The organism is uncultured Pseudoteredinibacter sp., assembly GCF_947502065.1.
Classification (GTDB): Bacteria; Pseudomonadota; Gammaproteobacteria; order Pseudomonadales; family Cellvibrionaceae; genus Pseudoteredinibacter.
In genome coordinates this window covers 85,518-111,386 of record NZ_CANMYE010000003.1, presented here as the reverse complement: position 1 = coordinate 111,386, position 25,869 = coordinate 85,518, and the positions used below count along the sequence as shown (strand labels likewise).

22 protein-coding genes are annotated in these 25,869 nt (G+C 47.4%); 15 read left to right on the top strand and 7 right to left on the bottom strand.

Translation table 11 applies throughout. The annotated features are described in order from the left end of the window. Positions 1-8 precede the first annotated feature (8 nt). From Q1A41_RS10160 to cysN, 3 genes are all read left to right on the top strand, one after another. Positions 9-2,252: a bifunctional prephenate dehydrogenase/3-phosphoshikimate 1-carboxyvinyltransferase gene (locus Q1A41_RS10160; protein WP_299978092.1), complete on the top strand. Its 2,244-nt coding sequence runs from the start codon at positions 9-11 to the stop codon at positions 2,250-2,252. A gap of 128 nt (positions 2,253-2,380) precedes the next feature. Further along, positions 2,381-3,301 carry a sulfate adenylyltransferase subunit CysD gene (gene cysD / locus Q1A41_RS10155; protein WP_299978089.1) on the top strand — a complete coding sequence of 307 codons (921 nt, stop codon included), beginning with the start codon at positions 2,381-2,383 and terminating at the stop codon, positions 3,299-3,301. After that, a complete protein-coding gene (gene cysN, locus Q1A41_RS10150; protein ID WP_299978086.1) occupies positions 3,301-4,749 on the top strand; it encodes a sulfate adenylyltransferase subunit CysN in 1,449 nt (482 codons plus the stop codon). Before cysD ends, cysN begins: the two co-directional genes overlap by 1 nt. Positions 4,750-4,836: 87 nt before the next feature. Here cysN and Q1A41_RS10145 read toward each other — a convergent pair whose 3' ends face one another. Next, on the bottom strand, positions 4,837-5,418 hold the full coding sequence (locus tag Q1A41_RS10145) for a YceI family protein (protein WP_299978083.1): 582 nt from the start codon (positions 5,416-5,418) through the stop codon (positions 4,837-4,839). A 36-nt stretch (positions 5,419-5,454) separates the two neighbouring features. Beyond that, entirely contained in the window at positions 5,455-5,997 is a 543-nt protein-coding gene (locus Q1A41_RS10140; protein ID WP_299978081.1) for a cytochrome b, read from the bottom strand. Positions 5,998-6,107: 110 nt separating this feature from the next. On the opposite strand from Q1A41_RS10140, the gene Q1A41_RS10135 reads away from it, so the two are divergent. After that, on the top strand, positions 6,108-7,034 hold the full coding sequence (locus Q1A41_RS10135; protein ID WP_299978078.1) for a LysR family transcriptional regulator: 927 nt from the start codon (positions 6,108-6,110) through the stop codon (positions 7,032-7,034). A 93-nt stretch (positions 7,035-7,127) separates the two neighbouring features. On the opposite strand, the gene Q1A41_RS10130 is transcribed toward Q1A41_RS10135, so the two are convergent. The 4 genes from Q1A41_RS10130 to Q1A41_RS10115 form a co-directional block, all read right to left on the bottom strand. Continuing rightward, the gene (locus Q1A41_RS10130; RefSeq protein ID WP_299978075.1) at positions 7,128-8,030 is read right to left on the bottom strand and encodes a hypothetical protein; all 903 of its coding nucleotides are present in this window, start codon (positions 8,028-8,030) and stop codon (positions 7,128-7,130) included. A 95-nt stretch (positions 8,031-8,125) separates the two neighbouring features. Then, positions 8,126-8,908 (bottom strand): sulfite exporter TauE/SafE family protein, encoded by a 783-nt coding sequence (locus Q1A41_RS10125; RefSeq protein ID WP_299978072.1) that lies wholly within the window; start codon positions 8,906-8,908, stop codon positions 8,126-8,128. Positions 8,909-8,911: 3 nt separating this feature from the next. After that, positions 8,912-9,232 carry a thiosulfate sulfurtransferase GlpE gene (gene glpE / locus Q1A41_RS10120; protein WP_299978070.1) on the bottom strand — a complete coding sequence of 107 codons (321 nt, stop codon included), beginning with the start codon at positions 9,230-9,232 and terminating at the stop codon, positions 8,912-8,914. A 172-nt stretch (positions 9,233-9,404) separates the two neighbouring features. Next, positions 9,405-10,112 (bottom strand): hypothetical protein, encoded by a 708-nt coding sequence (locus Q1A41_RS10115; RefSeq protein ID WP_299978067.1) that lies wholly within the window; start codon positions 10,110-10,112, stop codon positions 9,405-9,407. A gap of 238 nt (positions 10,113-10,350) precedes the next feature. Here Q1A41_RS10115 and Q1A41_RS10110 point away from each other — a divergent pair, with 238 nt between their 5' ends. Together Q1A41_RS10110 and Q1A41_RS10105 are read left to right on the top strand one after the other, a co-directional pair. Next, complete coding sequence (locus tag Q1A41_RS10110; RefSeq protein WP_299978064.1) at positions 10,351-11,097, top strand: transglutaminase-like cysteine peptidase; 747 nt, start codon at positions 10,351-10,353, stop codon at positions 11,095-11,097. A gap of 108 nt (positions 11,098-11,205) precedes the next feature. Beyond that, positions 11,206-11,625 carry a biopolymer transporter ExbD gene (locus Q1A41_RS10105; RefSeq protein ID WP_299978061.1) on the top strand — a complete coding sequence of 140 codons (420 nt, stop codon included), beginning with the start codon at positions 11,206-11,208 and terminating at the stop codon, positions 11,623-11,625. A 95-nt stretch (positions 11,626-11,720) separates the two neighbouring features. Here the strand turns inward: Q1A41_RS10105 and gltA are convergent, their stop codons facing one another. Then, the gene (gene gltA / locus Q1A41_RS10100) at positions 11,721-13,010 is read right to left on the bottom strand and encodes a citrate synthase (RefSeq protein ID WP_299978059.1); all 1,290 of its coding nucleotides are present in this window, start codon (positions 13,008-13,010) and stop codon (positions 11,721-11,723) included. Between the two features lie 619 nt (positions 13,011-13,629). Between gltA and sdhC the strand changes: the two genes are divergently transcribed. The 9 genes from sdhC to sucD all read left to right on the top strand — a co-directional run bounded on the left by sdhC (position 13,630) and on the right by sucD (position 25,816). Further along, complete coding sequence (gene sdhC, locus Q1A41_RS10095; protein ID WP_299774255.1) at positions 13,630-14,004, top strand: succinate dehydrogenase, cytochrome b556 subunit; 375 nt, start codon at positions 13,630-13,632, stop codon at positions 14,002-14,004. Continuing rightward, complete coding sequence (gene sdhD / locus Q1A41_RS10090) at positions 13,998-14,366, top strand: succinate dehydrogenase, hydrophobic membrane anchor protein (protein ID WP_299978057.1); 369 nt, start codon at positions 13,998-14,000, stop codon at positions 14,364-14,366. The genes sdhC and sdhD overlap by 7 nt, the downstream gene beginning before the upstream one ends. Positions 14,367-14,369: 3 nt before the next feature. Continuing rightward, complete coding sequence (gene sdhA / locus Q1A41_RS10085; RefSeq protein WP_299774251.1) at positions 14,370-16,142, top strand: succinate dehydrogenase flavoprotein subunit; 1,773 nt, start codon at positions 14,370-14,372, stop codon at positions 16,140-16,142. A gap of 15 nt (positions 16,143-16,157) precedes the next feature. Next, positions 16,158-16,862: a succinate dehydrogenase iron-sulfur subunit gene (locus Q1A41_RS10080; protein WP_299978055.1), complete on the top strand. Its 705-nt coding sequence runs from the start codon at positions 16,158-16,160 to the stop codon at positions 16,860-16,862. A gap of 977 nt (positions 16,863-17,839) precedes the next feature. Then, on the top strand, positions 17,840-20,680 hold the full coding sequence (locus tag Q1A41_RS10075; protein ID WP_299978053.1) for a 2-oxoglutarate dehydrogenase E1 component: 2,841 nt from the start codon (positions 17,840-17,842) through the stop codon (positions 20,678-20,680). 83 nt (positions 20,681-20,763) lie between these two features. After that, on the top strand, positions 20,764-21,978 hold the full coding sequence (odhB, locus tag Q1A41_RS10070) for a 2-oxoglutarate dehydrogenase complex dihydrolipoyllysine-residue succinyltransferase (RefSeq protein ID WP_299978051.1): 1,215 nt from the start codon (positions 20,764-20,766) through the stop codon (positions 21,976-21,978). Between the two features lie 91 nt (positions 21,979-22,069). Beyond that, complete coding sequence (lpdA, locus tag Q1A41_RS10065) at positions 22,070-23,512, top strand: dihydrolipoyl dehydrogenase (protein ID WP_299978048.1); 1,443 nt, start codon at positions 22,070-22,072, stop codon at positions 23,510-23,512. A gap of 264 nt (positions 23,513-23,776) precedes the next feature. Then, the gene (gene sucC / locus Q1A41_RS10060; RefSeq protein WP_299774242.1) at positions 23,777-24,943 is read left to right on the top strand and encodes an ADP-forming succinate--CoA ligase subunit beta; all 1,167 of its coding nucleotides are present in this window, start codon (positions 23,777-23,779) and stop codon (positions 24,941-24,943) included. Next, the gene (sucD, locus tag Q1A41_RS10055) at positions 24,944-25,816 is read left to right on the top strand and encodes a succinate--CoA ligase subunit alpha (protein WP_299774240.1); all 873 of its coding nucleotides are present in this window, start codon (positions 24,944-24,946) and stop codon (positions 25,814-25,816) included. Positions 25,817-25,869 lie beyond the last annotated feature (53 nt).

The following is a 25,869-nucleotide window of genomic DNA, read 5'->3' as shown; positions in this document are numbered from 1 at the left end:
AGGTTACTATGAGCCAATGTAAACGTTTGGTGGTCATTGGTATCGGTTTAATCGGCGGCAGTTTAGCGAAAGCAGCTCGAGAGCGATCTCTCTGTGATTGCGTAATCGGTATTGCGAGACGGGAACAAACCTGTCTTGATGCCGTTGAGCTGGCTGTTGTCGATGAAGCTTTTACTGATCTTGCTGACATCAAGCCTGCCTTAGGAGCAGGGGATGTCGTTTTTGTTTCTGTACCGACTTTGGCGGTTGAGGCCACTTTGGCTGATATCAAAGCGAAGTTATCCCCTGAGGTCACTATTACTGACGGTGCCAGTGTTAAGGGTAGCGTTATCGAAGCCGCCCAGCAGGTTTATGGTGAGCTGCCTAGCCAGTTAGTGCCCGGTCATCCCATTGCTGGTGCTGAAAAAAGTGGCGTCACCGCTGCTAATGCTGAGCTCTATATTGATCATCGTGTCATTCTGACCCCCCATGCTAACTCCGGCGAAGGCCACATTCGGCGGGTCCGCGAATTGTGGCAGGCAGTGGGTGCTGAAGTTTTAGAAATGGACGTGGCTGAGCATGATGAGGTACTGGCGGCGACTTCCCATTTGCCCCATGTGATTGCTTATTCCTTAGTGGATACCTTGGCTCACGATTCAGAAAACGAAAATATATTCCGTTATGCCGCCGGTGGCTTTCGAGACTTTACTCGCATTGCCTCCAGTGATCCGGTGATGTGGCACGATATTATGCTGGCCAATAAGCGCAGTATTTTAGATTCCTTGACGATGTTTTCAGACAATTTAAACCGTCTGCGTCATGCCATTGAAACCGAAAACAGCGAACATTTATTGGGCGTATTTACAAGAGCGAAAGCCGCTCGTGATCATTTTACGACCCTACTAGAACAAAGAGCGTATACCCAAACCATGCAAGATTCACAGCAAGACATTATCGATTACCATGTGCAGCCTGGCGGCAGTGTTAAAGGGACTTTAAGAGTACCAGGTGATAAATCCATTTCGCATCGCTCCATTATGCTTGGCTCGCTGGCAGAAGGGATAACCGAGGTGGAAGGCTTTCTCGAAGGCGAGGACGCCTTGGCAACTTTGCAAGCCTTCCGTGATATGGGGGTGGTTATTGAAGGCCCGGATCAAGGGCGTGTTCGCATCCACGGTGTCGGTTTGAATGGTCTAGAGGCGCCCCCGGGTAAGCTTTACGTTGGAAACTCCGGGACCTCTATGCGTTTATTGGCCGGTATTTTGGCTGGACAGCAGTTTGCCAGCGAAATGAGTGGTGATGTATCACTAAATAAGCGCCCAATGAACCGCGTGGCCATCCCGTTGCGTGAAATGGGTGCTGAGGTGGGTACTGCCGAAAATGGTCACCCGCCCATGCTAATCAGTGCAAATAAGGGGCTAAGCGGCATTCACTACGATATGCCGATGGCCAGTGCCCAGGTGAAGTCTTGTGTTTTGTTAGCCGGTTTGTACGCGGATGGTGAAACTTCAGTGAGCGAGCCTGCGCCTACTCGTGATCATACCGAGCGTATGCTGCGCGGCTTTGGTTATGAGGTGAAGCGAGAGGGTGATCGCATCAGTTTACAAGGTGGCGGCAAATTAACAGCCTGCCAGATTGAAGTGCCGGCCGATATTTCTTCGGCGACATTCTTTATGGTGGCGGCCGCGATAGCTCCAGGCTCTGATGTCACTTTACAGCATGTTGGTATGAACCCAACCCGTGTAGGTGTAGTAAATATTCTCCGTCAGATGGGTGCTGATCTAACGTTACACAATGAGCGTGAAGTGGGTGGTGAGCCCGTGGCTGATGTGCGTATTCGCTACCAGCCGTTAAAAGGCATCCGTATTCCAGAAGATCAGGTGCCACTGGCCATTGATGAGTTCCCAGCCTTGTTTATTGCGGCGGCCTGCGCTGAAGGCGAGACCGTATTGACCGGCGCCGAAGAGTTACGTGTTAAAGAAAGCGATCGTATCCAGGTAATGGCTGACGGTATGGTGAGCTTAGGTATCGATGCAAAGGCCACTGAAGACGGTATTATTATCCAGGGTAAGGGCGCTCAAACTGAGGTGTTCAGTGGTGGAGAGGTTGAAAGTCATCACGATCATCGTATCGCCATGTCCTTCACCATTGCTGGCCTGCGCGCTAGCGATACCATTGTGGTGAATGATACCGCCAATGTGGCAACATCCTTCCCGACTTTTGTCGAATTGGCTCAGACTTCCGGCATAAGCTTAGAAGTAAAGAGTCGTTAACCTTTCGGTAAAAGATTTTCTATAATGTGCCCGCCTAGGTGCGGGTACAGTTCTCCTGAAGAGTCCCGCCCCAGCTGAAGATTATTCAGCCTGCATAGCATGAAAGATAGCAATTGAAAGAGACGACCATGTCCGAAGCAGCCTCTAAAGCGCAATTGACGCACTTAAAACAGTTAGAAGCGGAGAGTATTCATATTATCCGCGAAGTAGCCGCGGAGTTTGATAACCCCGTAATGCTCTATTCAGTGGGTAAAGATTCCGCTGTGATGATGCACTTGGCGATGAAAGCCTTCTACCCAGGCAAGCCGCCGTTTCCATTGATGCATGTGGATACCACCTGGAAGTTTCGCGAGATGATTGAGTTTCGCGATCAGCGTGTTAAAGACCTAGGTTGGGATTTGATTGTTCATATCAATCAAGAAGGCGTCGATATGGGCGTGGGGCCTTTTACCCACGGCAGTGCTAAGCATACCGATATTATGAAGACCGCGGCGCTAAAGCAGGCCCTAGATAAATATGGCTTTGATGCGGCTTTTGGTGGTGCGCGCCGTGACGAGGAGAAGTCTCGAGCAAAAGAGCGTGTTTATTCCTTCCGAGATAAACATCACCGCTGGGACCCTAAAAATCAGCGTCCAGAACTGTGGAATATTTATAACGGCAAAGTTGATAAAGGCGAGAGTATTCGTGTTTTCCCATTATCGAACTGGACCGAGTTAGATATCTGGCAATATATCCATTTGGAAGAGATTCCAATTGTGCCGTTGTATTTGGCTGAAAAGCGCCCTGTGGTTGAGCGCGATGGTGTCTTGATTATGGTTGACGATGATCGCATGCCATTGGAAGAAGGCGAACAAGTGCAAGAAAAAATGGTGCGCTTCCGTACGCTAGGTTGTTACCCGCTTACCGGCGCGGTGGAATCTGAGGCGAATACCTTGCCTGAAATTATTCAGGAAATGTTACTGACGACGACTTCAGAGCGTCAAGGCCGTGTTATCGATCACGATAGTTCTGGCTCGATGGAAAAGAAAAAACAGGAGGGCTATTTCTAATGTCCCACCAATCCGATTTAATTGCAGAAGATATTCTCGCCTATCTTGCCCAGCACGAGCGCAAAGAACTGCTTCGTTTTCTAACCTGTGGCTCCGTTGATGATGGTAAGTCGACGTTAATCGGTCGATTGCTACACGACAGCAAAATGATCTATGAAGATCAATTAGAAGCCGTGCAGGCCGACACCTCAAAGCATGGTACTACCGGCGAGAAAATTGATTTAGCTTTGCTAGTGGACGGCCTTCAGGCTGAGCGTGAGCAAGGCATTACTATTGATGTAGCTTACCGCTATTTTTCAACCGCCAAACGTAAATACATTATTGCCGATACCCCAGGGCACGAGCAATATACTCGCAATATGGCCACTGGCGCATCTACCTGTGATCTGGCGGTGATTCTTATTGATGCGCGCTATGGCGTAATGCCACAAACCCGTCGCCACAGCTATATTGCCTCTTTGTTGGGCATTAAGCACTTGGTGGTTGCGGTCAATAAAATGGATTTAAAAGATTTTAGCGAAGATGTTTTTGAATCCATTAAGGGCGATTATCTAGAGTTCTCTAAAGAGCTGGCTAACATTCAGGGCGAGCAGGGCGCTGATATTCAGTTCGTTCCTATGTCGGCTTTAGAGGGCGACAATGTTGTGAACGCCAGCGAAAACACCCCTTGGTATAAAGGCCCAACTTTAATGGAAGTTTTGGAATCGGTATCTATTGCAGAAGATAAAAATCTCGAAGATTTTCGCTTCCCCGTGCAATATGTTAACCGTCCAAATCTCGATTTTCGTGGCTTCTGCGGTACCGTGGCTTCGGGGCAAGTCGCTGTGGGTGACAGCTTAAAAGCGCTGCCTTCTGGTAAGCAAAGCAAGGTAAAAGAAATCGTGGTGCACGGTGATTCACCAAGCCAAGCCTTCGCGGGTGAAGCGATCACCATTACCTTGGAAGATGAGATTGATATTTCCCGTGGTGATACCCTTGTTAAAGCCGATACTGATGGCGACAGTATTCAAAGCAATCGCTTAAAAGCGCATTTGGTTTGGATGGCTGAAGGCGCTATGCAGCCAGGGCGCGAGTACTTATTTAAATTCGCCAGTAAAGTAAGCCCTGGGCGTATCAGTGATATTACGCACCGCATTGACGTGAATACTCAAGAGCAGCTTGCTGCCGATGAGCTTGCCTTAAACGATATTGCCCTAGTTGATGTGCAATTGGAGCAAGCAGTTGTCGCCGATGCCTATCAAGTTAATCGTGCCACTGGCGCTTTTATCGTGATCGATCGCCTTAGTAATATTACCGTAGGCGCAGGCATGGTAACTGAATTGCTAGAAGGCGAGGCAGTTGCACAACAACAGGAATTCTCTGAGTTCGAGTTGGAATTAAATGCTCTAGTACGTAAGCATTTCCCACATTGGCAAGCGATTGATTTGAGAGCAATTGCAAAGAAATAAATAGGGTGGGGCTCTTAGAGCTCCTTTCTATATTGATACAAAAAAGGCCAGCATATCGCTGGCCTTTTTCATTTTAGCTGCAGGTTATTACTTACGAATACCTTCAACCAACAACTCTAGCTCAACATGAGTAGAGGCCGGGCCAAGGTTATAAGTCATACCATAGTCGGCCAACTTCAATGTGGTTTTACCTTCGAAACCAACACGGTAACCACCCCAAGGATCTTTACCTTCACCAAGCTTTTCTACAGGAAAGCTGATGGTTTTGCTTACACCGTGTAAGGTTAGGGTGCCAGTTACTGTACCCTCTGTGGCATTGCTAAATTCGATCTTCTCGCTCACAAAGCTCGCTTTGGGGAAGTCTTTAACATTCAAGAAATCTTTGCCACGTAAATGCTTGTCGCGCTCAGCATGGTTTGAATCGATACTAGCGGTATCGATTTCAATATTGATTTTACTGGCGTTAGGTTGATCTTTGTCCCAAGTAAACTGGCCGTCAAAGGTGTTAAAGCGGCCAGTTAACCAGCTGTAACCAAGATGTTTAATTTTGAAGTTAATAAATGCATGGGCGCCTTTAATATCTACCTGGTAGTCAGCAGCGCTAGCTTGAATGCTGGCAACAGCGGTGGCGGCAATAGCAGTAAATTTAACGAGATTTTTAATTAACATAATGTTTCCTTAAATTAAGCGTTGGCTAAATGCGGCTTATTGTGGCCGCAGCATGCGCTTTAGGGTGTTATCTTTCAATAAAAAGTGATGCTGCAACGCGGCTAGGGCATGTACAGCGACAATAAACATCAGGCTCCAGGCTAATAGCCAGTGAATATAACCGGCAATATCTTCTTGTTGCTCAAAGGCAAATGGTAGCGCTGGCACCGAAAATAAGGCAAAAATCTCAATACTGCGACCGTCCGCGGTCGATATTAAGTAACCGCTCACCATGATGGCCAGCAATACGAGATAAAGCAATCCGTGAGTAAGTTGAGCTGCAATTCTTTGCCAGGCTTTATCAGCAATAGGCTCGGGGCAATCTTGCTGCAGTTTCCACAACAGCCTCAAAACATAAACAAAGGCCAACACCAAGCCTATGCTTTTGTGTAAATCCATGGAAGATCGGTACCAGGGGTCGTAATAGCCCAGTTCTACCATATATAGGCCCAGACCAAACAGACCAAAAATACTTAAAGCCATTAGCCAGTGCAAAAGGATGCTTATCCAGCCATAGCTCTCTGTTGTGTTGCGAATCATTCTTACCTCCAAGAAAGACGTACTTTAACCAGCTTTGGGCTTGAAGGCTATTCAATTATTTATAAAATAGATGTTCATATTTGAACAAGTTGTTTGCTGGGTGGGTGGAGATGAGCGGGAAACAAGCAGAAGGTATCGGGCTGAGTCGACGAGAAATTAGCTGGGATCTCTATCGGGTTGCCTATCAGGTTGCCACATCGGGCTCCTTGAATAAAGCGGCGAGGGCGCTTGGCACCAGTCACGCTACAGTACTTAGGGATATTAACCGACTTGAGGAAAGCTTGAACCTAAAACTCTTTCTTAGGCACCAGCGTGGTTATCAATTGAGCGATGCCGGGAGGGTGCTGATGCAGGGCTTGCCTGATATCCAGGAGTTATTTTCTCAGCTCGACAGTCGAATGGAGGCGGTAACTAATGCAGCCAGCGGAAAGCTCAAAATTACCTGTTTGCCAGATCATGTCTCCTTAATAACCCCAGCTATCAAAATGATGCGGGAGCGATTTCCGGGCATGAGCATTCGACTGCTAACTACCGAAGAGATTATTTCTCCGGCCACTGGTATTACTCATGTGTCATTACGAGCTGGCAGTGAGCCCCAAGGGGCAGACATTATTGCTCGCCGTATACTAAATTTTAGAATGGGGCTGTATTGTCATCGTGACTATAGTAAGCAACGAGGGATGCCAAACACGGCGGCCGATTTTGCTGAGCATGACTGGTTATTACCATCACCGGATAAACACCATATTCCCTTCGTAAAACATTTGGTAGAGCAGGTGCCCGCGCAGAGTGTTGTAGTGCAAAGCAATCATTTTTCGGATTTGGATTGGTCAATACGTGCGGGGATGGGAATTGGGCTAATGGCAGAATTTAAAACTAAAGCTGATAAGAATTTGCTAGAGATTCCCTATCAGCTACCAGAGTCGGTAAATAGTGATGGTTTGTGGTTTGTGTATCACAAAAACTATATTGGCAATATTAAAATAATGACGCTGCAAGAGTGTTTGGATATGTGTCTTGGAGAGCTCACTGCTTGAACTCGTTAAGAAAAATTTTAGCAATCAGAACAAAAAAACACAGCAAAAAAAGGGCTATCTAGCCCTTTTTTTGCTGTGTTTTGTTTGTCGTGTCTATTTCGCAATACCTATCACAACATCTTTATAACTCTCTTGGCTGCCGTTAGGAGTGAGAGAAAATCGACCGCTGAAAAAACCGTCATTATTACTTACTCCCAAGCTGGCGCTGTACTTACCTTGCTCGTGTTCGCAGCTGTACTGACCTTCACTGAGTAAGCCAGAAAAACTAAAAGTGATATTGCCTGAATAATCGCATTGTCCAAAATTTTCACTGTGTCGGGTCAATTGAAAATCCTGTCGATTGATGTCAAATATAAACTCAGAAGGGTCACGTTCAGCGACTAGGATGTCACCTTGTTTAAGGCCTCTACCATGACCTAAGAATGAGCGATTAAACCTGACGACCGTAAAGCCTTCATCTAATGCGTTTCGAAAACTCCGCCTTGCAGTAAAAGATTGCTTAGCGGTTTCCCATTCCAGTTCTACAATATCTCCAGCTTTAGGGAAATCGTAAACATAGCTAACCGCAGAGAGGCTGCTGGTGAAATCGGTCAGTGCGCCAGCGGGGCGCAGGGTGTTAAAAATTCGTTGTGCAAACAGCTCACCATCGGCGTAAACACTAATGCTGTGTCTTCCTTCGCTCAGTGCGCCATAGTTAAAGAGAAGGGAAAACCCACTGTCTTGATGACCACAGCGCTCTTGGGTATCAGGGCGTTGTGTTCCCGTGCCTGCTAAACCAATGCTCTGTCCGTCGATAAAAACTTCGATTTCATCTGCATCACAATGCCAACCACTGATTACAGAAATGCCCGATTCTACTTTCAGGGCAACGGGGTTCTCCAAATTGCTTTGAGCTTGTACTGTGCTTGAATAGACGAAGCAAGCGGATAAAACCGAGCTGGCCAGAGTGGCTCGTTTTGTGGGAATAAATTTGGATAAAGTAGTGCTATTGAACATATATTCACCTCCAATTGTGATTGCTACTCCTGATAAAAGATTCTACCTGAATGTTCTGAGTTGACTATCCCTTTTTAGTGGTAATTTGAACTTAATTAGAAAAATGATTGCAGGGCCTGATAGAAGCCAATCAAGCAAATACACAGTAGCGCCAAGCCGATTACCCGGAAAAACATGACAGGCTCAGCTTGCTGTAGGCGATGATGCAGTTTTAAGCCAATCCAATGCCCCAGTGCAACAGGCGGCAATAGGTAGAGGGCGTGTTTCAATTGAAGGTCTAGGCCGACCCATATAAATGCGGCCATTTTGATGGAGACCAAAATAACCCATAAGGCAAATAGAGTATCGCGCAGTTGGTTTTTATGAACGTGTTTGCTGAAAACGGTAATAATGAGAGGGGCACCAATAAGCGATGTACCACTGATATAGCCCCCTAGTATCAAAAAGGTATTGTCAATCCAGGGGTGCTGACTTTTAAAGGGCTTGTTAAAAATATAGCTCAGGGAGTAAGCAAAAACGATCACAAAAATGATTCCGCTAAGAACATTATTGGGCAAGCTGACGAGGCCTAAAACCCCAATAATTTTGGGAATTAACATAACCCCCATTGCTTTCTTTAGATAGTTCCAATCAATCGGACTTAAGTGTTCGTTTTGATTATTCTTGAATTTCTGTTGTCCTCGTAGGACGGTAAGGCCGCCAAAGAGTAATAGGTGCACAGAGATGATAGGGAGGTATACCTGAGGTCGGTCATCGATCAATAATAGAAAGGGCAGTGATAATACGGCACCGCCAAAACCGAGCCCAGAGCGAACAATGCCGCTCCAAACAAATACTAAGGCAATTAAGAGATATTGACTTAAACTTAGGCTATCCACTGCTTAAGATTGGTCTACCTGTTGTGGGAATAAGCTCCGCCAATGTTCCATTCCGCCATCTAGGCTGTAGACATCGGTAAAATCTTTTTGCGCTAAAAAAGCGGCGGCCTGTTGACTGCTATTGCCATGGTAGCAAATAACAATCGTGCTTTGATCTGGATCTGCAGCCATTAAGAACTCATCTAAGTTTTGATCGCTCAAATGAATAGAACCGGGAATATGACCAAGTTGAAAAGATTGTGGGTCCCTTATGTCTACCAGTTGACACTCGCTTTCTTCTAGGCGAGCAGCAAGGTCTTTGCAGTTGATGTGGTGGAATTGCATTGGCTTGGCCTGTCGATAAATCAGCTTGCTATTGTAGCTTCAAATCTGGGGCGGGGATAGCGAAGGAAATGGGAGGCGTTAAGTTACAGTTCTGTAGTGTGCAGGCGAGGGTGAGGCTTGTTGAGGCAGGGTAGAAACGCGCTCTGCCTCAACACGCTAGATTTGCATCGACTTAAACGGAGGTGCCGTCAAGCAACGTGGTTAAGTTTCTGTCTAGGTCTTTAGCCCAGCGATTGATCATGCGTTTTGCTTCGCTGCGGTTAAATACACTGCTTGCATTGCGAAGCTCGTGATAGTCGGGGCTCTCTCGACGAGATTTAATGGTGCCTAGCAATGTCCCAGTAGCGCCATCAACTACCTCTAGGACAAGAGTGGCTTTACCGGCCGAGTAAACCTTAACCTGGCGGCTGGCGCGGCCGTGCTTTAGATCAGGCCCGTTTATCACAAGATCTACGATCTTGGGTTTTAGAATCAAAGTCTTACTGTCGCTGTTCGAGCTTAGGGTAAAGCGACTGTGCTTTGGTAAGACTTTGAGAAATTCCTCATTAAACAGTTCGGTGGCGCTTGCGAGCAGTTTCTCTTCATCCTGCTTACTGATGTGATCCATCAAGGAATTCCTGTCCAAGTTGTAATCTCGTCGCCAGTTGCGGCGAAATTTCACGCTGGCAGGATGTACTTGAATCTGACTGAATGCGCTGCTGGCCCTTGGGGATTCTTCCAGATCCTTACTGCGGTGAATTTGCAGGCGCGACTGGTCGACGATCAAAGACATCTCTTCGGCATTACTGGAAGCTTGTAGCTCAGCAAAACTCATTGGGCTCATCAGCCCGGCTAATGCTGCGCAGCACATGCTGAGGCATAGAGATTTCATGGGTTTCATAGTTCGACTCCTATCACGAATTAAGCGCCAACTCTCGTCAGGCGAATGACATAGCTGGCACTGAATGCTTCGACTGCGGCTATCGCTATAAATTCCCTTTCTTAAGACGAATATTTCGCCTTCGCCCAATGCTCGATCGGTAGCTCATACAACTGGCTAAGCTTGGGATATTGAGCTAAACCTAAAACAAGTGGTGGCGCTTTAGATTTGCATAAATTTGCCGCTACAAAGCTTAAGTATGTCATATGGAAATCCGTATTTTGACGTACTGGATCAAGCATCGTTGAAGAAACCCGAATTGAATCAAGGAGAGGACGTTTTGTCTCGCTTTAAGTACGCAATATGCAGCTTGCCTGTAATCCTGCTGCCACAGCTGGCTACTGCGCAATATATTGATGGTATCAATGAGCAAGTTTTAAGCAAAGTCGAGTCGAAATACGGTAATTCAGCCAGGGGCAGGGTTGCAGACTGGAAGAAGTTGATGGATCGAAATGCCAATCCCCAAAATGCCGTCAGTGAAAGTAAGAAGCTAAAAAGCTCCAATAGCTTTTTTAATAAGGTTCGATGGGTAAGTGATCAGCGCCACTGGGGGCGGGAAGATTATTGGGCAACGCCCATCGAAATGCTTGGAACCAATGGCGGAGATTGCGAAGATTACTCCATCGCGAAGTATTTCACTTTGAAAGATACCCATGTATCAACAGGCAAATTGCGTATTACCTATGTAAAGGCGATTGAATACAATCAGGCGCATATGGTGCTCGCTTATTATGAAACGCCTGACGCTGAGCCCCTTATTATGGATAACATAAACTTGCGAATATTGCCGGCGTCAAAGCGCAATGATCTCCTGCCGGTCTACAGCTTTAATGGTGAAAATCTTTGGCTGGCGAAGGCGCGTGGGAAGAAGCTAAAAGCAAGCAGCCAAAAAAGCCTACCGCAATGGCGTAAACTCAATGAAAAATTGCTCGCCGAAGTCATGTAGACTTTGGTCTTAACTGCTCATTTTTCGCATAGTTGGCCTGTCAATTGGCTCGATTCACCTCTATTCTTAAATAGCTCTAACACATAAAGCAAAGAAAGAGGTGATACGATGATTCGACGTAAACAACCCTTGCGTGATGGCACTGATAAAGCTGAAATCGACTTAACTCCAATGCTTGATGTCGTCTTTATCATGTTGATTTTCTTTATCGTAACGGCGTCCTTTATCAAGGAGGTGGGCATAGCCGTTGATACCCCTGATTCGACCCCAGAAAACATTAGCAGTACTAATGAGCCTATTTTGATACAGGTAGCTGCCAGCGATGAAATTTGGATGGAAGGCCGCCGGGTAGACATACGTGCTGTACGCGCTAATGTGGCAAGGCTGCATGCCGAGAACCCAAAGGCGCCAGTTGTGATTAAGGCTGATGGAAAATCCAGTGCTAAAACTTATGTGGCTATCGCCGATGCGGCTCGTCAAGCCAATGTTTATCAAGTCTCTTTACTGCCTGATATCAAGAGCTTATGAGCAATAACTGGCCGTAAGGCTAGGCAGTTTTAAAATGCAGAAACAAAAAAGCCCGAGCAGTGCTCGGGCTTTTTTGTAGGCGGTAATCGCAAGGATTAGCGCTTGTCCACTGGCTGGTAGTCGCGAGACTCGTAACCGGTGTACAACTGGCGCGGACGGCCAATTTTGTATGGGTTAGAGATCATCTCGTGCCAGTGTGCAATCCAGCCAACGGTACGGCCAGTTGCGAAGATCACGGTGAACATATCGGTTGGGATTCCGATCGCCTTCATGATGATGCCAGAGTAGAAATCAACGTTTGGATACAGTTTCTTCTCGATGAAGTACTCGTCTTCCAAAGCGATTTCTTCTAGACGCTTGGCGATAGCCAATAGTGGATCGTTTTCCAAACCTAGCTCAGACAATACTTCGTCACAGGTTTCTTTCATTACCTTGGCGCGTGGGTCAAAGTTTTTATAAACACGGTGACCGAAGCCCATTAAGCGGAAAGGATCGTTCTTGTCTTTCGCTTTGGCAACAAACTCATCAATGCGATCTACAGTGCCAATCTCTTCAAGCATGGTTAGTACAGCTTCGTTCGCACCACCGTGAGCCGGGCCCCACAAAGTAGCGATGCCCGCAGCGATACAAGCAAATGGGTTGGCGCCAGAAGAGCCTGCCAAGCGAACGGTAGAGGTAGAGGCGTTCTGCTCATGATCAGCGTGCAACAAGAAAATCTTGTCCATGGCGCGCGCCAATACTGGGTTTACCTTTGGTTCATCGCAAGGTGTGCCAAACATCATGTGCAAGAAGTTCTCTGAGTAGCTCAGATCGTTGCGTGGGTACATGAATGGCTGACCAATGTGGTGCTTGTAGCACATAGCCGCCAAAGTTGGCATCTTAGCGATTAAGCGGTGCGCAGAAATTTTGCGATGCTCTTCGTCGGTAATATCTAGGGAGTCGTGGTAGAAAGAGGCTAATGCACCAACCGCGCCACACATAATAGACATTGGGTGGGCGTCGCTGCGGAAGCCACGGAAAAAGCGAGAGATGTTCTCGTGCACCATGGTGTGGTGGGTAATGGTGTCTACAAATTCTTCTTTCTCGGTTTTGCTAGGTAGCTCGCCGTTTAATAAAAGGAAGCAAGTCTCTAGGTAGTCAGAGTGCTCGGCTAGCTGATCAATTGGGTAACCGCGATGCAATAAAACACCGGCGCCGCCATCGATGTAAGTGATTTTAGAATCACAGGCTGCGGTGGCCATAAAGCCCGGATCGTAAGTGAAGTAACCTTTTGAAGTTAAGCTGCTAACATCGATCACATCAGGACCGACGCTGCCAGAGTACATTGGCAGTTCTATGGTTTGCTCTAAACCGTCGACCGAAAGGGTAGCTTTCTTATCAGTCATTACGGGCTCCTATTTCTGCTGTAAATTCTGCTTCAATTTCGCAGTGTATGGCGATGCCATAATTGCTATCCGTACGAGAACAACACTGCACATTTATGCGGCCTTTTTAGTTAAAAATTCGCGAAAATTCTTCACTTTGGCTCTAATTGGGTGGACAACTATAAGCACCGGAGTGTCAAAGTCAATGATCTAAAGCGGATAAACCGTGGCTTTTTCGACTTAAGTATAGTCTCTTAATTGCTACAGGCTGTCTTAGGGCGCGCTTTTGCTTGCTTTGCTGGATGTGAAGCTTAAAAACGATTTCAGGCGACATTTTTTGAGCTTTGATTATTGTTTGTACGAATTTCTGTCTTACATGTGAACTGTTCTCAGTAAGTTCATATTTTTCTTAGACATTTGGCCATATAAACCCCTTTTCATTTGTAATTTTACAGTGTGATCTCTATAATTCCGCGCGATCTTGCAGGGGGGTAGATGGCAATAAACGTGCTGTTTACCTATGCTAGGGAGGTGGATTCAAACGGTCTAAGTTAGGCCCGCTGAGCTGTCTCAAACCCGCCCCCGTGTTTAGCGACCATAGCGTGTAGCAAAAACCGGGCACAATAGGTGTGATACAACCGTGAAAAAAAACAGACCTGTCAATCTCGACATTTCAACGATAAAACTACCCATCACCGCCTACGTTTCCATTCTTCACCGTGTTTCCGGTGTGGCCTTGTTTGCCGGCGTAGCCATTTTGCTTTGGATGCTCGATAAGAGCTTATCTTCAGCTGCAGGCTTTGCTGAGATGCAAGACACCCTGAGCAGTCCACTGTGCCAATTCATTATTTGGTTGACGCTGGCTGGACTGATTTATCACATGGTGGCAGGTATTCGACACCTGATTATGGATGCTGGTATTGGTGAAGACCTTGAAGGTGGCCAGAAGGGCGCGAAAATCGCCATTGCCGTCATCGCTGTATTGATTCTACTTGCGGGGGTTTGGGTATGGTAACTGCAGTTACAAGTTTTGGTCGCAGTGGCCTTTACGACTGGATGATTCAACGTGTTAGCGCTGTGGTAATGGCGGCTTACACAATATTTCTGGCAGCCTTTATTGTGCTAACTCCAGAGTTGAGCTACGAGGTTTGGAAGGGCTTGTACTCCACATTGTGGATGCGTGTTTTCTCCTTAATTACTCTTTTATCAATTGCTGCGCATGCCTGGATTGGCTTGTGGGCAGTATTGACGGATTACTTAACCAACCGATTGATGGGCAACAAGGCGACTATCTTGCGCGTATTGATGCAGATGGTTCTTGGTTTGATCACAGTTACCTATGTCGTTTGGGGCATAGAGATTCTTTGGGGGGTTTAACACATGGCGAATATGCGCACGATTTCATTTGACGGCATCGTTATTGGCGGTGGCGGTGCAGGCATGCGAGCTGCCCTGCAATTGGCCCAGTCTGGTTATAAGACTGCGGTAATTACCAAAGTATTTCCAACTCGCTCACACACAGTATCAGCGCAGGGTGGTATCACCTGTGCAATCGCATCGGATGATCCGAATGACGATTGGCGCTGGCATATGTATGACACCGTAAAAGGTTCCGACTATATCGGTGACCAGGATGCTATTGAATATATGTGTTCAGTAGGTCCAGAGGCGGTGTTTGAGCTAGAGCACATGGGCTTGCCATTTTCTCGTACTGAAGAAGGTCGTATTTATCAGCGTCCTTTTGGTGGCCAGTCTAAAGATTTCGGTAAGGGTGGCCAGGCCGCTCGTACCTGTGCAGCGGCGGACCGTACCGGTCACGCGCTTTTGCACGCCTTGTACCAAGGTAACGTAAAAAACAACACGGTTTTCCTGAATGAGTGGTTTGCGATCGATATCGTGAAAAACCAAGACGGCGCTGTGGTTGGTGTGATCGCCATGAACATCGAAGATGGCGAAGTAGTTTACGTTAAGTCCAAGGCAACCGTATTTGCCACGGGCGGTGCAGGTCGTATTTACGCCTCTACCACTAATGCTCACATCAATACCGGTGACGGTGTTGGTATGGCACTACGTGCTGGTTTCCCGGTACAAGATATCGAGATGTGGCAGTTCCACCCTACCGGTATCGCAGGCGCGGGTGTATTGGTTACTGAAGGTTGTCGCGGTGAAGGTGGCTACCTAATTAACAAAGATGGCGAGCGTTTCATGGAGCGTTATGCGCCGAACGCCAAAGACTTGGCTGGCCGTGATGTTGTTGCGCGTTCAATGGTTCAAGAGATTCTTGAAGGTCGTGGCTGTGGCCCAGAAGGCGATCACGTATTCTTGAAGCTGGATCACTTGGGTGAAGAAACCCTTAACGCCAAGTTGCCAGGTATCCTTGAATTGAGCCGTACTTTTGCTCACGCTGACCCAGTTAAAGTGCCTATTCCTGTAGTGCCAACCTGTCACTATATGATGGGTGGTATTCCAACCAACATTGATGGTCAGGCGTTGACCGTTGATGCGGAAGGTAACGATCAGATTATTGATGGCTTCTACGCTTGTGGTGAAGTGGCTTGTGTATCGGTACACGGCGCTAACCGTTTGGGCGGTAACTCATTGCTTGATTTGGTGGTATTTGGCCGCTCTTCTGGTCTGTTTATTGAGAAGGCTTTACGTGAAGGTATTGAGCACCGTGAAGCCACTGATTCCGATTTGGAAGCGGCTCTGTCCCGTTTGGATCGTGTAAACAACAAGAACGACGGCGAGAACGCTTCGGTACTTCGTAAAGAATTGCAGACCGTTATGCAGAATCACTTTGGTGTATTCCGCAAAGGCGAATTTATGCAAGAAGGCATCAAGAAATTGGCCGATCTGCGCGAGCGCATTGAAAATGTTAAGTTGGATGATAAGTCCAATGCGTTTAATACCGCCCGTATTGAAGCTCTTGAGCTACAAAACTTGCTAGAAGTTGCAGAAGCGACAGCGATTGCAGCGGAAGAGCGTAAAGAATCTCGTGGTGCCCATGCTCGTGAAGACTTCCAAGATCGTGATGACGAAAACTGGTTGTGTCACTCCATGTACTACCCAGAGGACAAGCGTGTTGGTAAGCGTGCTGTTAACTTTGCGCCGAAAACCATGGACCACTTCGAACCTAAAGTTCGTACCTACTAAACGGGGCTTGGAATCATGTTGAAAGTAGAAGTTTATCGTTACAACCCTGACGTTGATGCTGAGCCATCCATGCAAACTTATGAGGTGGACACTCAGGGTAAAGACCTGATGGTTTTGGATGTGCTTGAGTTGTTGAAGGCTCAGGAGCCAAGTTTGGCGTTCCGCCGTTCATGTCGTGAGGGTGTATGTGGCTCAGATGGCATGAACATCAATGGTAAGAACGGCTTGGCTTGTGTAATGGCCTTGTCTGAGTGTGTGGAAAACAACACCTTGGTGTTGCGTCCGCTACCTGGCTTGCCGGTGATTCGTGATCTTGTGATCGACATGTCTCAGTTTTATGAGCAGTACAAGAAAATCACGCCTTACTTGCAGAATAATGAGCCGGCACCTGCTATTGAGCGTTTGCAGTCTCCAGAAGATCGTGCCAAGTTGGATGGTTTGTACGAGTGTATTTTGTGCGCTTGTTGTTCAACCTCTTGCCCGTCTTTCTGGTGGAATCCAGATAAGTTCATTGGTCCTGCTGGTTTGTTACAGGCTTACCGTTTCTTGGCGGATAGCCGTGACACCGCAACCGAAGAGCGTTTGGCAAATCTAGATGATCCGTTCAGTGTATTCCGTTGTCACGGTATTCAGAACTGCGTATCGGTTTGTCCTAAGGGTTTGAACCCAACCCGCGCGATTGGTCATATTCGAAATATGCTAATCCAAAGCGCCACATAACTGTGGGCTTTAGCCGCCTAAAATGGGCGGCTTACAAGCGGTTTACAGAAAACCTTGGAGGTTTCGGCCTGCCAAGGTTTTCTTTTGATAGAATATCGTTGTAAAAAAACAACAATGTCTTATCAATTTTCACCCAAATAGGGTTAAAATATCGCGCCTTTGATCGCTAGCTTAGGCTATCGACTAAGGCCCAATAGGGCGAAGTGGTGATTTTGTTCTACACTATTGCTCTAAATGATTAATAAGCGAGTGTTTCAGTGCGATTTTGCACGAAATTACCGCTGATTTCTGGTAAAAGGCCTCTAAACCGAGCTGAAGGCAAGGTTAAAGGCACCAGAAAACTCAAGATCCGTTGAAAAAACTTTTCAGCGTAGTCACGGATCGAGTGATAAGAGCTCAACAAGATGTAAAAGGCGCCAATAAAGTCGTCAACAATAAAGAGCTCGCTCCTTAGGGAGTTAATAAAACGTGCGGGAACCCAGCTACCCAGCCACCTGCTGCTAACCGGCGAAAGCCAAGGGCAGGGTAGTCAAAAATAAGCCAAGCCTTGAGTGGCGTGGCGGATATCGCTCCGGCGACTGTCCAATAGAGTTAAGTGCCTGTGGCTGTTTGATAAATAAGCCAGGGCGATATGTTGTAGTGGCTCATCAAGCCTTGCAGCACCGGGGAAGAACCGGAAGAAATGATGAAGGGGGAGGTCCACAAGACCAAACCTTGGAATAGCAAAAAGCTAATGGTATGTAGCAGGGGTAATCTGGGTTATGCCCAGACTATCTGTATTAGGTCGATTTATCGGCTTGGGTAACACGTGCAGCGATTCGGTTTTCCGAATCAGCGACGGCAAGAACTGACGTGCTGATCGCCTTGGTGCATTGCGGCTGTGGTATGGCTGTGATGGACGATTGTAAACAATCAGAAGAAATCAGTGATCTTGTATCCCGTGCAGATGGGACGCCCCTTTTAAAGGTGGGCAATAAATGCAAGAAAGCATCATGGAGCTACTGTGGAGCACCTCCCATATTTCTGGGGGCAATGCGGCCTATGTAGAGGAACTCTACGATACATATTTACACGATCCAAATGCTGTGCCGGAAGAGTGGCGCAGTTATTTTGACCAACTGCCTCGAGTTAATGGCGTTGTAACTCAGGATACCCCTCACTCTACGATTCGTCAGCACTTTGAATTGCTGGGTAAAAATCGTGCACGCCCACTGGCCGCGCCAGGCTCCGGTGGTGTGGATATCGAACACGAAACTAAGCAGATTAGTGTGGTTCAGCTGATTAGCTCTTATCGTTTTCGCGGCCACAAGAAGGCGAAGCTAGATCCCCTAGGGATTATGATTCGTGATGAGGTGCCTGATCTTGCTTTAGGCTTTCACGGCTTAACGCCTGCCGATTTAGATACTGTTTTCCAAACGGGTAATCTGTTTATAGGCAAAGATGAGTGCACGCTAAAAGAGATTGTCGATTCTCTTGAGCAGACTTACTGTGGCTCAGTTGGCCCAGAAATTATGCACATCACTGATTTTGCGGAAAAGCAGTGGCTCCAACAGCGCTTAGAAAGCGTACGTTCAAAGCCGGTATTCAGTGAGCAAATCAAGAAAGAAGTTTTAGAGCGTTTAACCGCAGCTGAAGGGCTTGAGCGTCACTTGGATTCTAAGTATCCCGGTACCAAGCGCTTTGGTCTAGAAGGTGCGGAAAGCTTAATTCCTATTTTGGATGGTACCATTAAACGTTGTGGTCATTTCGGTGCAAAAGAAATTGTACTGGGTATGGCTCACCGTGGTCGTTTGAATACCTTGGTTAATGTTTTAGGTAAGAACCCATCCGAGCTTTTCGAAGAGTTTGAAGGTAAGCGTTTGCTGTCCGATAGCTCCGGTGATGTGAAATATCACCAGGGTTTCTCTTCGAACGTGATGACTCCAGGTGGCGAAGTACACTTGGCCATGGCCTTTAACCCGTCTCATTTGGAAATTGCTTCGCCAGTGGTTGAGGGTTCGGTAAGAGCTCGCCAAGATCGACGCGATGATAACGAAGGTAACACCGTGGTGCCTATCGTTGTTCACGGTGATGCGGCATTCGCAGGTCAGGGTGTGGTCATGGAAACTTTCCAGATGTCACAAACCCGCGCCTATGGCACTGGCGGTACTATTCATATTGTACTGAATAACCAGGTTGGCTTTACCACCAGTAAACGTGAGGATTCGCGCTCTACTGAGTACTGTACTGATGTTGCGAAGATGATCGAGTGTCCGATCTTGCACGTCAATGGTGATGATCCAGAGGCCGTTGCATTTGTGACGCAGCTAGCGGCTGACTACCGTAACGAATTTCACAAAGACGTAGTGATCGATTTGGTTTGTTACCGCCGTCGTGGTCACAATGAAACCGATGAGCCATCAGCAACTCAGCCGCTAATGTACCAGGTGATTCGTAAGCACAAGTCGACCCGTACTATTTACGCCGATCAGCTGGTTGCTGAAGGTGTTATGAGTCAGGCCGAAGCTGACGATATGTCGAATGAGTATCGTGCACGTCTTGATCGCGGTGAGCATGTGGCACACGGCTTAGTTAGCGAGCCAGATTCTTCGATGTTTGTTGACTGGAGTCCATACATTGGCCACAACTGGCAAACTGATGGCAACACCGGCTATGACATGAAAGAACTGCAGGAAGTGGCCAATAAAATTGCTCATGTTCCTGATGGCATTCAAGTTCAGCGTCAAGTAAATAAAATTTACGAAGACCGCAGCAAGATGGCCCAAGGTGCTCTTTCTATCAACTGGGGCATGGGTGAAACCCTAGCGTATGCAACTTTGCTAGAGCAGGGGTTCCCGATTCGAATTACGGGTCAAGATGTAGGTCGAGGCACTTTCTCCCACCGCCATGCGGTGGTTCATAATCAGAAAGATGCAGAAACTTATCTTCCTTTAGAAAACTTATACGCTGATCAGCCTCCTTTTGAATTGTACGATTCATATCTTTCAGAAGAAGCTGTGCTGGCATTTGAGTATGGTTATGCCACCACCAGCCCGAAAGGTTTGGTGATTTGGGAAGCGCAGTTTGGTGATTTTGCCAACGGTGCTCAGGTTGTGATCGATCAATTTATTACCTCGGGTGAGCAAAAGTGGGGCCGCCTATGTGGTCTAACTATGCTGTTGCCGCACGGTTATGAAGGTCAGGGGCCAGAGCACTCATCAGCACGTTTGGAGCGTTATTTGCAACTATGTGCTCAGCACAATATTCAAGTGTGTATCCCAACCACACCGGCGCAGGTATTCCACATGTTACGTCGCCAGGCGATTCGACCAATGCGTCGTCCGCTGGTGGTGATGTCGCCTAAGTGGATTCTGCGTCACAAATTAGCGACGTCCAGTTTGGAAGAGTTGGCCGAAGGCCAATTCCAGAATGTGATTGGCGATAATCTTGAAGATAAATCTAAGATTAAGCGCGTAGTATTGTGTTCCGGTAAGGTTTATTACCACTTGTTGGAAGCACGTATGGAGCGCGGTCAAGAAGATGTGGCTCTGGTTCGCTTGGAGCAGTTATATCCGTTCCCAGATGAAGAGTTGAAAAACGAATTGGCCAATTATCCGAACTTAGAGGAAGTGATTTGGTGTCAGGAAGAGCCTAAGAATCAGGGTGCTTGGTACAGTAGTCAGCATCATTTCCGCCGAATTATCGAACAGGTTAATGCAAGCTTGCCATTGAGCTTTGCGGGTCGTCCAGCGTCAGCGGCGCCAGCAGCGGGCTATATGTCCCAGCACATTGAAGAGCAAAATCGCTTTATTGACGAAGCGCTTAACCTCGATAAATAACACTCGGATTAAAAATTTAATTAGTAACCCAGATATTGACCGCGCCAGGGCAGGGGCCCTGGCTTAGAAGGAAAAACGACACAATGACTATTGAAATTAAAACTCCTACGTTTCCAGAGTCTGTCCAAGACGGTGAAGTGGCAACTTGGCACAAACAGCCTGGTGAAGCAGTTGCTCGTGATGAGCCCATCGTTGATATTGAAACCGATAAAGTGACCCAAGAAGTGGTGTCTCCGGTTGATGGTGTTTTAAAAGAAATCATGAAAGCCGAAGGCGACACAGTTGTTTCTGAAGATGTGCTGGCGATTATTGAAGCTGGCGCGGTTGCCGAAGCACCGGCGGCCGCTGCTGCTCCTGCAGCTGCTGAAGAAAGCAGTGATGGTGATGCCATTGCTAGCCCATCAGCGCGCAAGTTAGCTGATGAAAAAGGTATCGACCTGGCTACTGTAAAAGGTACGGGTAAAGATGGTCGCATCACTAAAGAAGATGTAGCTAACCACAGTGCTGCCCCAGCTGCAGCACCGGCCGCTGCTCCAGCCCCAGCTGCGAAAGCGGCAGCCGCTCCTGCTGCTGCGATTAACTTACCCGCCGGTGAGCGTATCGAGAAGCGTGTACCAATGACGCGTATGCGTAAGCGTATTGCTGAGCGTTTGATGGAAACCACTCAGGGCACCGCCATGCTGACCACCTTTAACGAGGTGAACATGGCGCCAGTGATGGCTTTGCGCTCTAAGTACAAAGATATGTTTGAAAAGAGCCACAATGGTACGCGTCTTGGCTTTATGGGCTTCTTTGTGAAAGCTGCCACTGAAGCTTTGCGTCGCTACCCAGCGGTTAACGCTTCAATCGATGGTGATGATGTGGTTTACCACGGTTACCAAGATGTGAGCGTTGCGGTTTCAACTGATAAAGGTTTGGTTGTGCCGGTATTGCGTAATGCTGAGCACATGAGCCTAGCTGAAGTAGAAAACACGATTCGCGATTTCGGTTTGCGCGCTCGCGAAGGCAAGCTAACCATGGACGAAATGACTGGCGGAACCTTCTCTATCACCAATGGTGGTGTGTTCGGTTCTTTGATGTCGACTCCAATCATTAACCCACCACAAACAGCAATCTTGGGTATGCACAAAATTCAAGAGCGTCCTATGGCGGTTAATGGTGAAGTAAAAATTCTGCCAATGATGTACTTGGCGCTGTCTTACGATCACCGCTTGGTTGATGGTAAAGATGCGGTTCAGTTTTTGGTGGCCATCAAGGACATGCTGGAAGACCCAGCGCGTATCTTGTTAGAACTGTAATCTGATTGTAAACACTCTTGCCCAGTGTAAGCAGGCAAAGCCTCGCACTGGGCTTTTTCATATTTAGAAAAGAACAAGTTGGGAATCATCTATGTCAGACAAATACGATGTGATTGTCATTGGCTCCGGCCCCGCCGGTTATGTTGCAGCAATCCGCGCTGCTCAACTAGGTCTGAAGACCGCCTGTATCGAAAAGTGGAAGGATAAAAAGGGTGCCGGCGTTAATGGCGGTACTTGCTTGAATGTAGGTTGTATCCCATCCAAAGCTCTGTTGGATTCCTCTCACAAATACCACGCTGCAAAAGATGACTACCAATCACATGGTATTGCAACTGGTGAAGTAACCATTGATGTACCTGCTATGATTGCTCGTAAAGAGAAGATCGTTAAGCAGATGTCTGGTGGTATTGCGGGTCTGTTCAAGTCTAATAAAGTGACGTCTTTATATGGCAGTGGTAAGTTGCTAGCGGGTCGTCAAGTAGAGCTGACCGACAACGATGGCAATGTTTCAATTCTTGATGCAGAAAATGTCATCTTGGCTTCGGGTTCTGTGCCGGTTGATATTCCAGTAGCTCCTGTTGACGGTGATGTCATTATTGATTCTACCGGCGCGCTAGAATTAACAGAGGTACCTGAGCGCTTAGGTGTTATTGGTGCAGGCGTTATCGGTTTGGAGTTGGGTTCTGTATGGGGCCGCTTGGGTTCTAAAGTGGTTTGCTTAGAGGCTTTAGACAGCTTCCTGGCCAATATGGATCAGCAGATTGCCAAAGAAACCCGCAAGATCTTGACCAAACAAGGTTTGGACATCCGCACTAGCTGTCGTGTAACTGGCAGTGAAGTTAAGGGTAAAGAGGTTGAAGTTACCTTCACCGACGCTGATGGCAATGAACAGAAAGAAACCTTCGATAAGTTGATTGTTTGTGTTGGGCGTCGTCCATACACCGAAGGCCTGTTGGCTGGCGATAGCGGCGTAAACTTAGATGAGCGTGGTTTTATCTACGTTAACGATCTTTGTTCTACCAGTGCTCCTGGCGTATGGGCTATTGGTGATGTGGTTCGTGGCCCAATGTTGGCGCACAAAGGTTCCGAAGAGGGTGTAATGGTCGCTGAGCGTATTGCTGGCCAGAAGCCTCTGGTAAACTATGACATTATTCCAAGTGTAATCTACACCCACCCAGAAGTGGCGGCTGTGGGGCGCACCGAAGAGCAGATTAAAGCTGACGGCGAAGAGTACAATGTGGGCGTTTTCCCATTTGTTGCTATTGGCCGTGCAGTCGCGGCTGATGAAGCCGAAGGTATGGTGAAGATGATCGCCGATGCTAAGACCGATCGCGTTCTGGGTTGCCATATTGTTGGCCCTAATGCGGCGGACTTGGTTCAGCAAGTTGCCTTGGCGATGGAATTTGGTACCACAGCGGAAGATATTGGCATGACTGTTTTTGGTCACCCTACCTTCTCAGAAGCGGTTAAAGAGGCGGCTTTGGCTGTAAATGGCCATGCTATCCACATGCCTAACCGCAAGCGTCGTAAGTAATATAGACGCAGGAATTAGCTCGTTAAATTAAGTGCACTTGATTTAACGGGCAAAAGGAATAACAACAAAACAAAAGGAATTGAGGGGTTTGTCCCCGGCCGTGTTCGAACTTGGCGGGAATAGCTAGGCGGTTCTGTTTACGAAAAGACAGCAGCAATCGCTCGAATGTGGCATTTAATTAGGACGTTCTAGGCAATAATGCATAGGCGTAAATAAACAGAAATATGCTGTTCGCAGCATTGGATCAATTAACGGAAAAGCATCATGAATTTGCATGAGTATCAGGCCAAACAATTGTTTGCCGAATACGGTTTGCCGGTTTCCAAAGGTGTCGCTGCAGAGACACCAGCTGAAGCCGCAGGCGCTGCCGCTATTATCGGTGGTGATAAGTGGGTAGTTAAAGCTCAGGTACACGCAGGTGGCCGTGGTAAAGCTGGCGGTGTTAAGCTGGTTGATAACAAAGCGGAAATCGAAGAGTTTGCCAAACAGTGGTTAGGCAACAACCTGGTAACTTACCAGACAGACGAAAATGGTCAGCCTGTTAGCCGTATTTTGGTTGAATCCTGCACCGATATTGACCAGGAATTGTACCTGGGTGCAGTAGTAGACCGTTCTACTCGTCGCATTGTTTTCATGGCCTCCACCGAAGGTGGTGTAGAGATTGAAAAAGTTGCTGAAGAAACTCCAGAGAAAATCTTGAAGGCTGAGATTGATCCATTGGTAGGCGCACAGCCATACCAGGCTCGTGACTTGGCGTTCCAGTTGGGTTTACAAGGCGATCAAATCAAGCAGTTCACTAAGATTTTCTTAGGCTTGGCGCAGATGTTCCAAGACCACGATTTCGCATTGCTTGAGATTAACCCTCTAGTAATCACTGATCAGGGTAACTTGCACTGCTTAGACGGTAAGATCAACATCGATTCTAACGCTTTGTACCGTCAGCCTAAGATCAAAGAAATGCACGATCCTACTCAAGAAGACGAGCGCGAAGCGCATGCGGCTAAGTGGGAGCTAAACTACGTTGCACTAGACGGTAACATTGGTTGCATGGTGAACGGTGCTGGCTTGGCCATGGGTACCATGGACATTGTTAAATTGCACGGTGGTGCACCGGCAAACTTCCTTGACGTAGGTGGCGGCGCGACTAAAGAGCGTGTTGTTGAAGCGTTCAAGATCATCTTGTCTGACGAAAGTGTTGAAGCTGTTTTGATCAACATCTTCGGTGGTATCGTGCGCTGTGACTTGATTGCTGAAGGTGTAATCGGTGCAGTTGAAGAAGTAGGCGTAAAAGTTCCTGTGGTTGTACGTCTAGAAGGTAACAACGCTGAGCTAGGCGCTAAAGTTCTAGCCGACAGCGGTTTGAACATCATTGCGGCAACTAGCTTGACCGATGCTGCTCAGCAGGTTGTAAAAGCTGCGGAGGGCAAATAAATGAGCGTATTAATCGACAAGAACACTAAAGTTTTGTGTCAAGGTTTCACCGGTTCCCAGGGTACTTTCCACTCTGAGCAAGCGATTGAGTACGGCACAAACATGGTTGGTGGTGTAACCCCAGGTAAAGGTGGCACGACTCACCTTGGTCTACCGGTATTTAACACCATGCGTGAAGCGGTTGAAGCTACTGGTGCTGATGCCTCTGTAATCTACGTACCTGCGCCATTCTGTAAAGATTCTATCTTGGAAGCAGCTCACTCTGGCGTTAAGTTGATCGTATGTATCACTGAAGGTATTCCTACTCTAGACATGCTTGACGCTAAAGTTAAGTGTGACGAGTTGGGCGTACGTTTGATCGGCCCTAACTGCCCAGGTGTTATCACCCCAGGTGAATGTAAGATTGGTATTATGCCAGGTCACATTCACTTGCCTGGTAAAGTGGGTATCGTATCTCGCTCTGGTACTTTGACTTATGAAGCCGTTAAGCAAACAACTGACTTTGGTTACGGCCAGTCTACCTGTGTTGGTATCGGTGGTGACCCAATCCCAGGTTCTAACTTCATCGACATTTTGGAAATGTTCCAAAACGATGATAAGACCGAAGCGATTGTGATGATTGGTGAAATTGGTGGTACTGCAGAAGAAGAAGCTGCTGCTTACATCAAGGCCAATGTTACTAAGCCTGTTGTATCTTACATCGCAGGTGTTACTGCGCCTCCAGGTAAGCGTATGGGTCACGCCGGTGCGATCATTTCTGGTGGCCAAGGTACGGCTGATGAGAAGTTCGCTGCTCTACAGGACGCGGGTGTTAAAACCGTTCGTTCTTTGGCGGATATCGGTGAAGCATTGAAAGAAATTACCGGTTGGTAAGCACTTTTATTGCTTGAAAAGGCGGGCATAGCCCGCCTTTTTTGTTTTTGCTT

Excerpts from the sequence above, each read along its gene's own strand:
- Q1A41_RS10160 (WP_299978092.1), top strand. The coding sequence starts at position 9 with ATGAGCCAATGTAAACGTTTGGTGGTCATTGGTATCGGTTTAATCGGC.
- cysD (WP_299978089.1), top strand. The coding sequence starts at position 2,381 with ATGTCCGAAGCAGCCTCTAAAGCGCAATTGACGCACTTAAAACAGTTA.
- cysN (WP_299978086.1), top strand. The coding sequence starts at position 3,301 with ATGTCCCACCAATCCGATTTAATTGCAGAAGATATTCTCGCCTATCTT.
- Q1A41_RS10145 (WP_299978083.1), bottom strand. The coding sequence starts at position 5,418 with ATGTTAATTAAAAATCTCGTTAAATTTACTGCTATTGCCGCCACCGCT.
- Q1A41_RS10140 (WP_299978081.1), bottom strand. The coding sequence starts at position 5,997 with ATGATTCGCAACACAACAGAGAGCTATGGCTGGATAAGCATCCTTTTG.
- Q1A41_RS10135 (WP_299978078.1), top strand. The coding sequence starts at position 6,108 with ATGAGCGGGAAACAAGCAGAAGGTATCGGGCTGAGTCGACGAGAAATT.
- Q1A41_RS10130 (WP_299978075.1), bottom strand. The coding sequence starts at position 8,030 with ATGTTCAATAGCACTACTTTATCCAAATTTATTCCCACAAAACGAGCC.
- glpE (WP_299978070.1), bottom strand. The coding sequence starts at position 9,232 with ATGCAATTCCACCACATCAACTGCAAAGACCTTGCTGCTCGCCTAGAA.
- Q1A41_RS10115 (WP_299978067.1), bottom strand. The coding sequence starts at position 10,112 with ATGAAACCCATGAAATCTCTATGCCTCAGCATGTGCTGCGCAGCATTA.
- Q1A41_RS10110 (WP_299978064.1), top strand. The coding sequence starts at position 10,351 with ATGTCATATGGAAATCCGTATTTTGACGTACTGGATCAAGCATCGTTG.
- Q1A41_RS10105 (WP_299978061.1), top strand. The coding sequence starts at position 11,206 with ATGATTCGACGTAAACAACCCTTGCGTGATGGCACTGATAAAGCTGAA.
- gltA (WP_299978059.1), bottom strand. The coding sequence starts at position 13,010 with ATGACTGATAAGAAAGCTACCCTTTCGGTCGACGGTTTAGAGCAAACC.
- sdhD (WP_299978057.1), top strand. The coding sequence starts at position 13,998 with ATGGTAACTGCAGTTACAAGTTTTGGTCGCAGTGGCCTTTACGACTGG.
- sdhA (WP_299774251.1), top strand. The coding sequence starts at position 14,370 with ATGGCGAATATGCGCACGATTTCATTTGACGGCATCGTTATTGGCGGT.
- Q1A41_RS10080 (WP_299978055.1), top strand. The coding sequence starts at position 16,158 with ATGTTGAAAGTAGAAGTTTATCGTTACAACCCTGACGTTGATGCTGAG.
- Q1A41_RS10075 (WP_299978053.1), top strand. The coding sequence starts at position 17,840 with ATGCAAGAAAGCATCATGGAGCTACTGTGGAGCACCTCCCATATTTCT.
- odhB (WP_299978051.1), top strand. The coding sequence starts at position 20,764 with ATGACTATTGAAATTAAAACTCCTACGTTTCCAGAGTCTGTCCAAGAC.
- lpdA (WP_299978048.1), top strand. The coding sequence starts at position 22,070 with ATGTCAGACAAATACGATGTGATTGTCATTGGCTCCGGCCCCGCCGGT.
- sucC (WP_299774242.1), top strand. The coding sequence starts at position 23,777 with ATGAATTTGCATGAGTATCAGGCCAAACAATTGTTTGCCGAATACGGT.
- sucD (WP_299774240.1), top strand. The coding sequence starts at position 24,944 with ATGAGCGTATTAATCGACAAGAACACTAAAGTTTTGTGTCAAGGTTTC.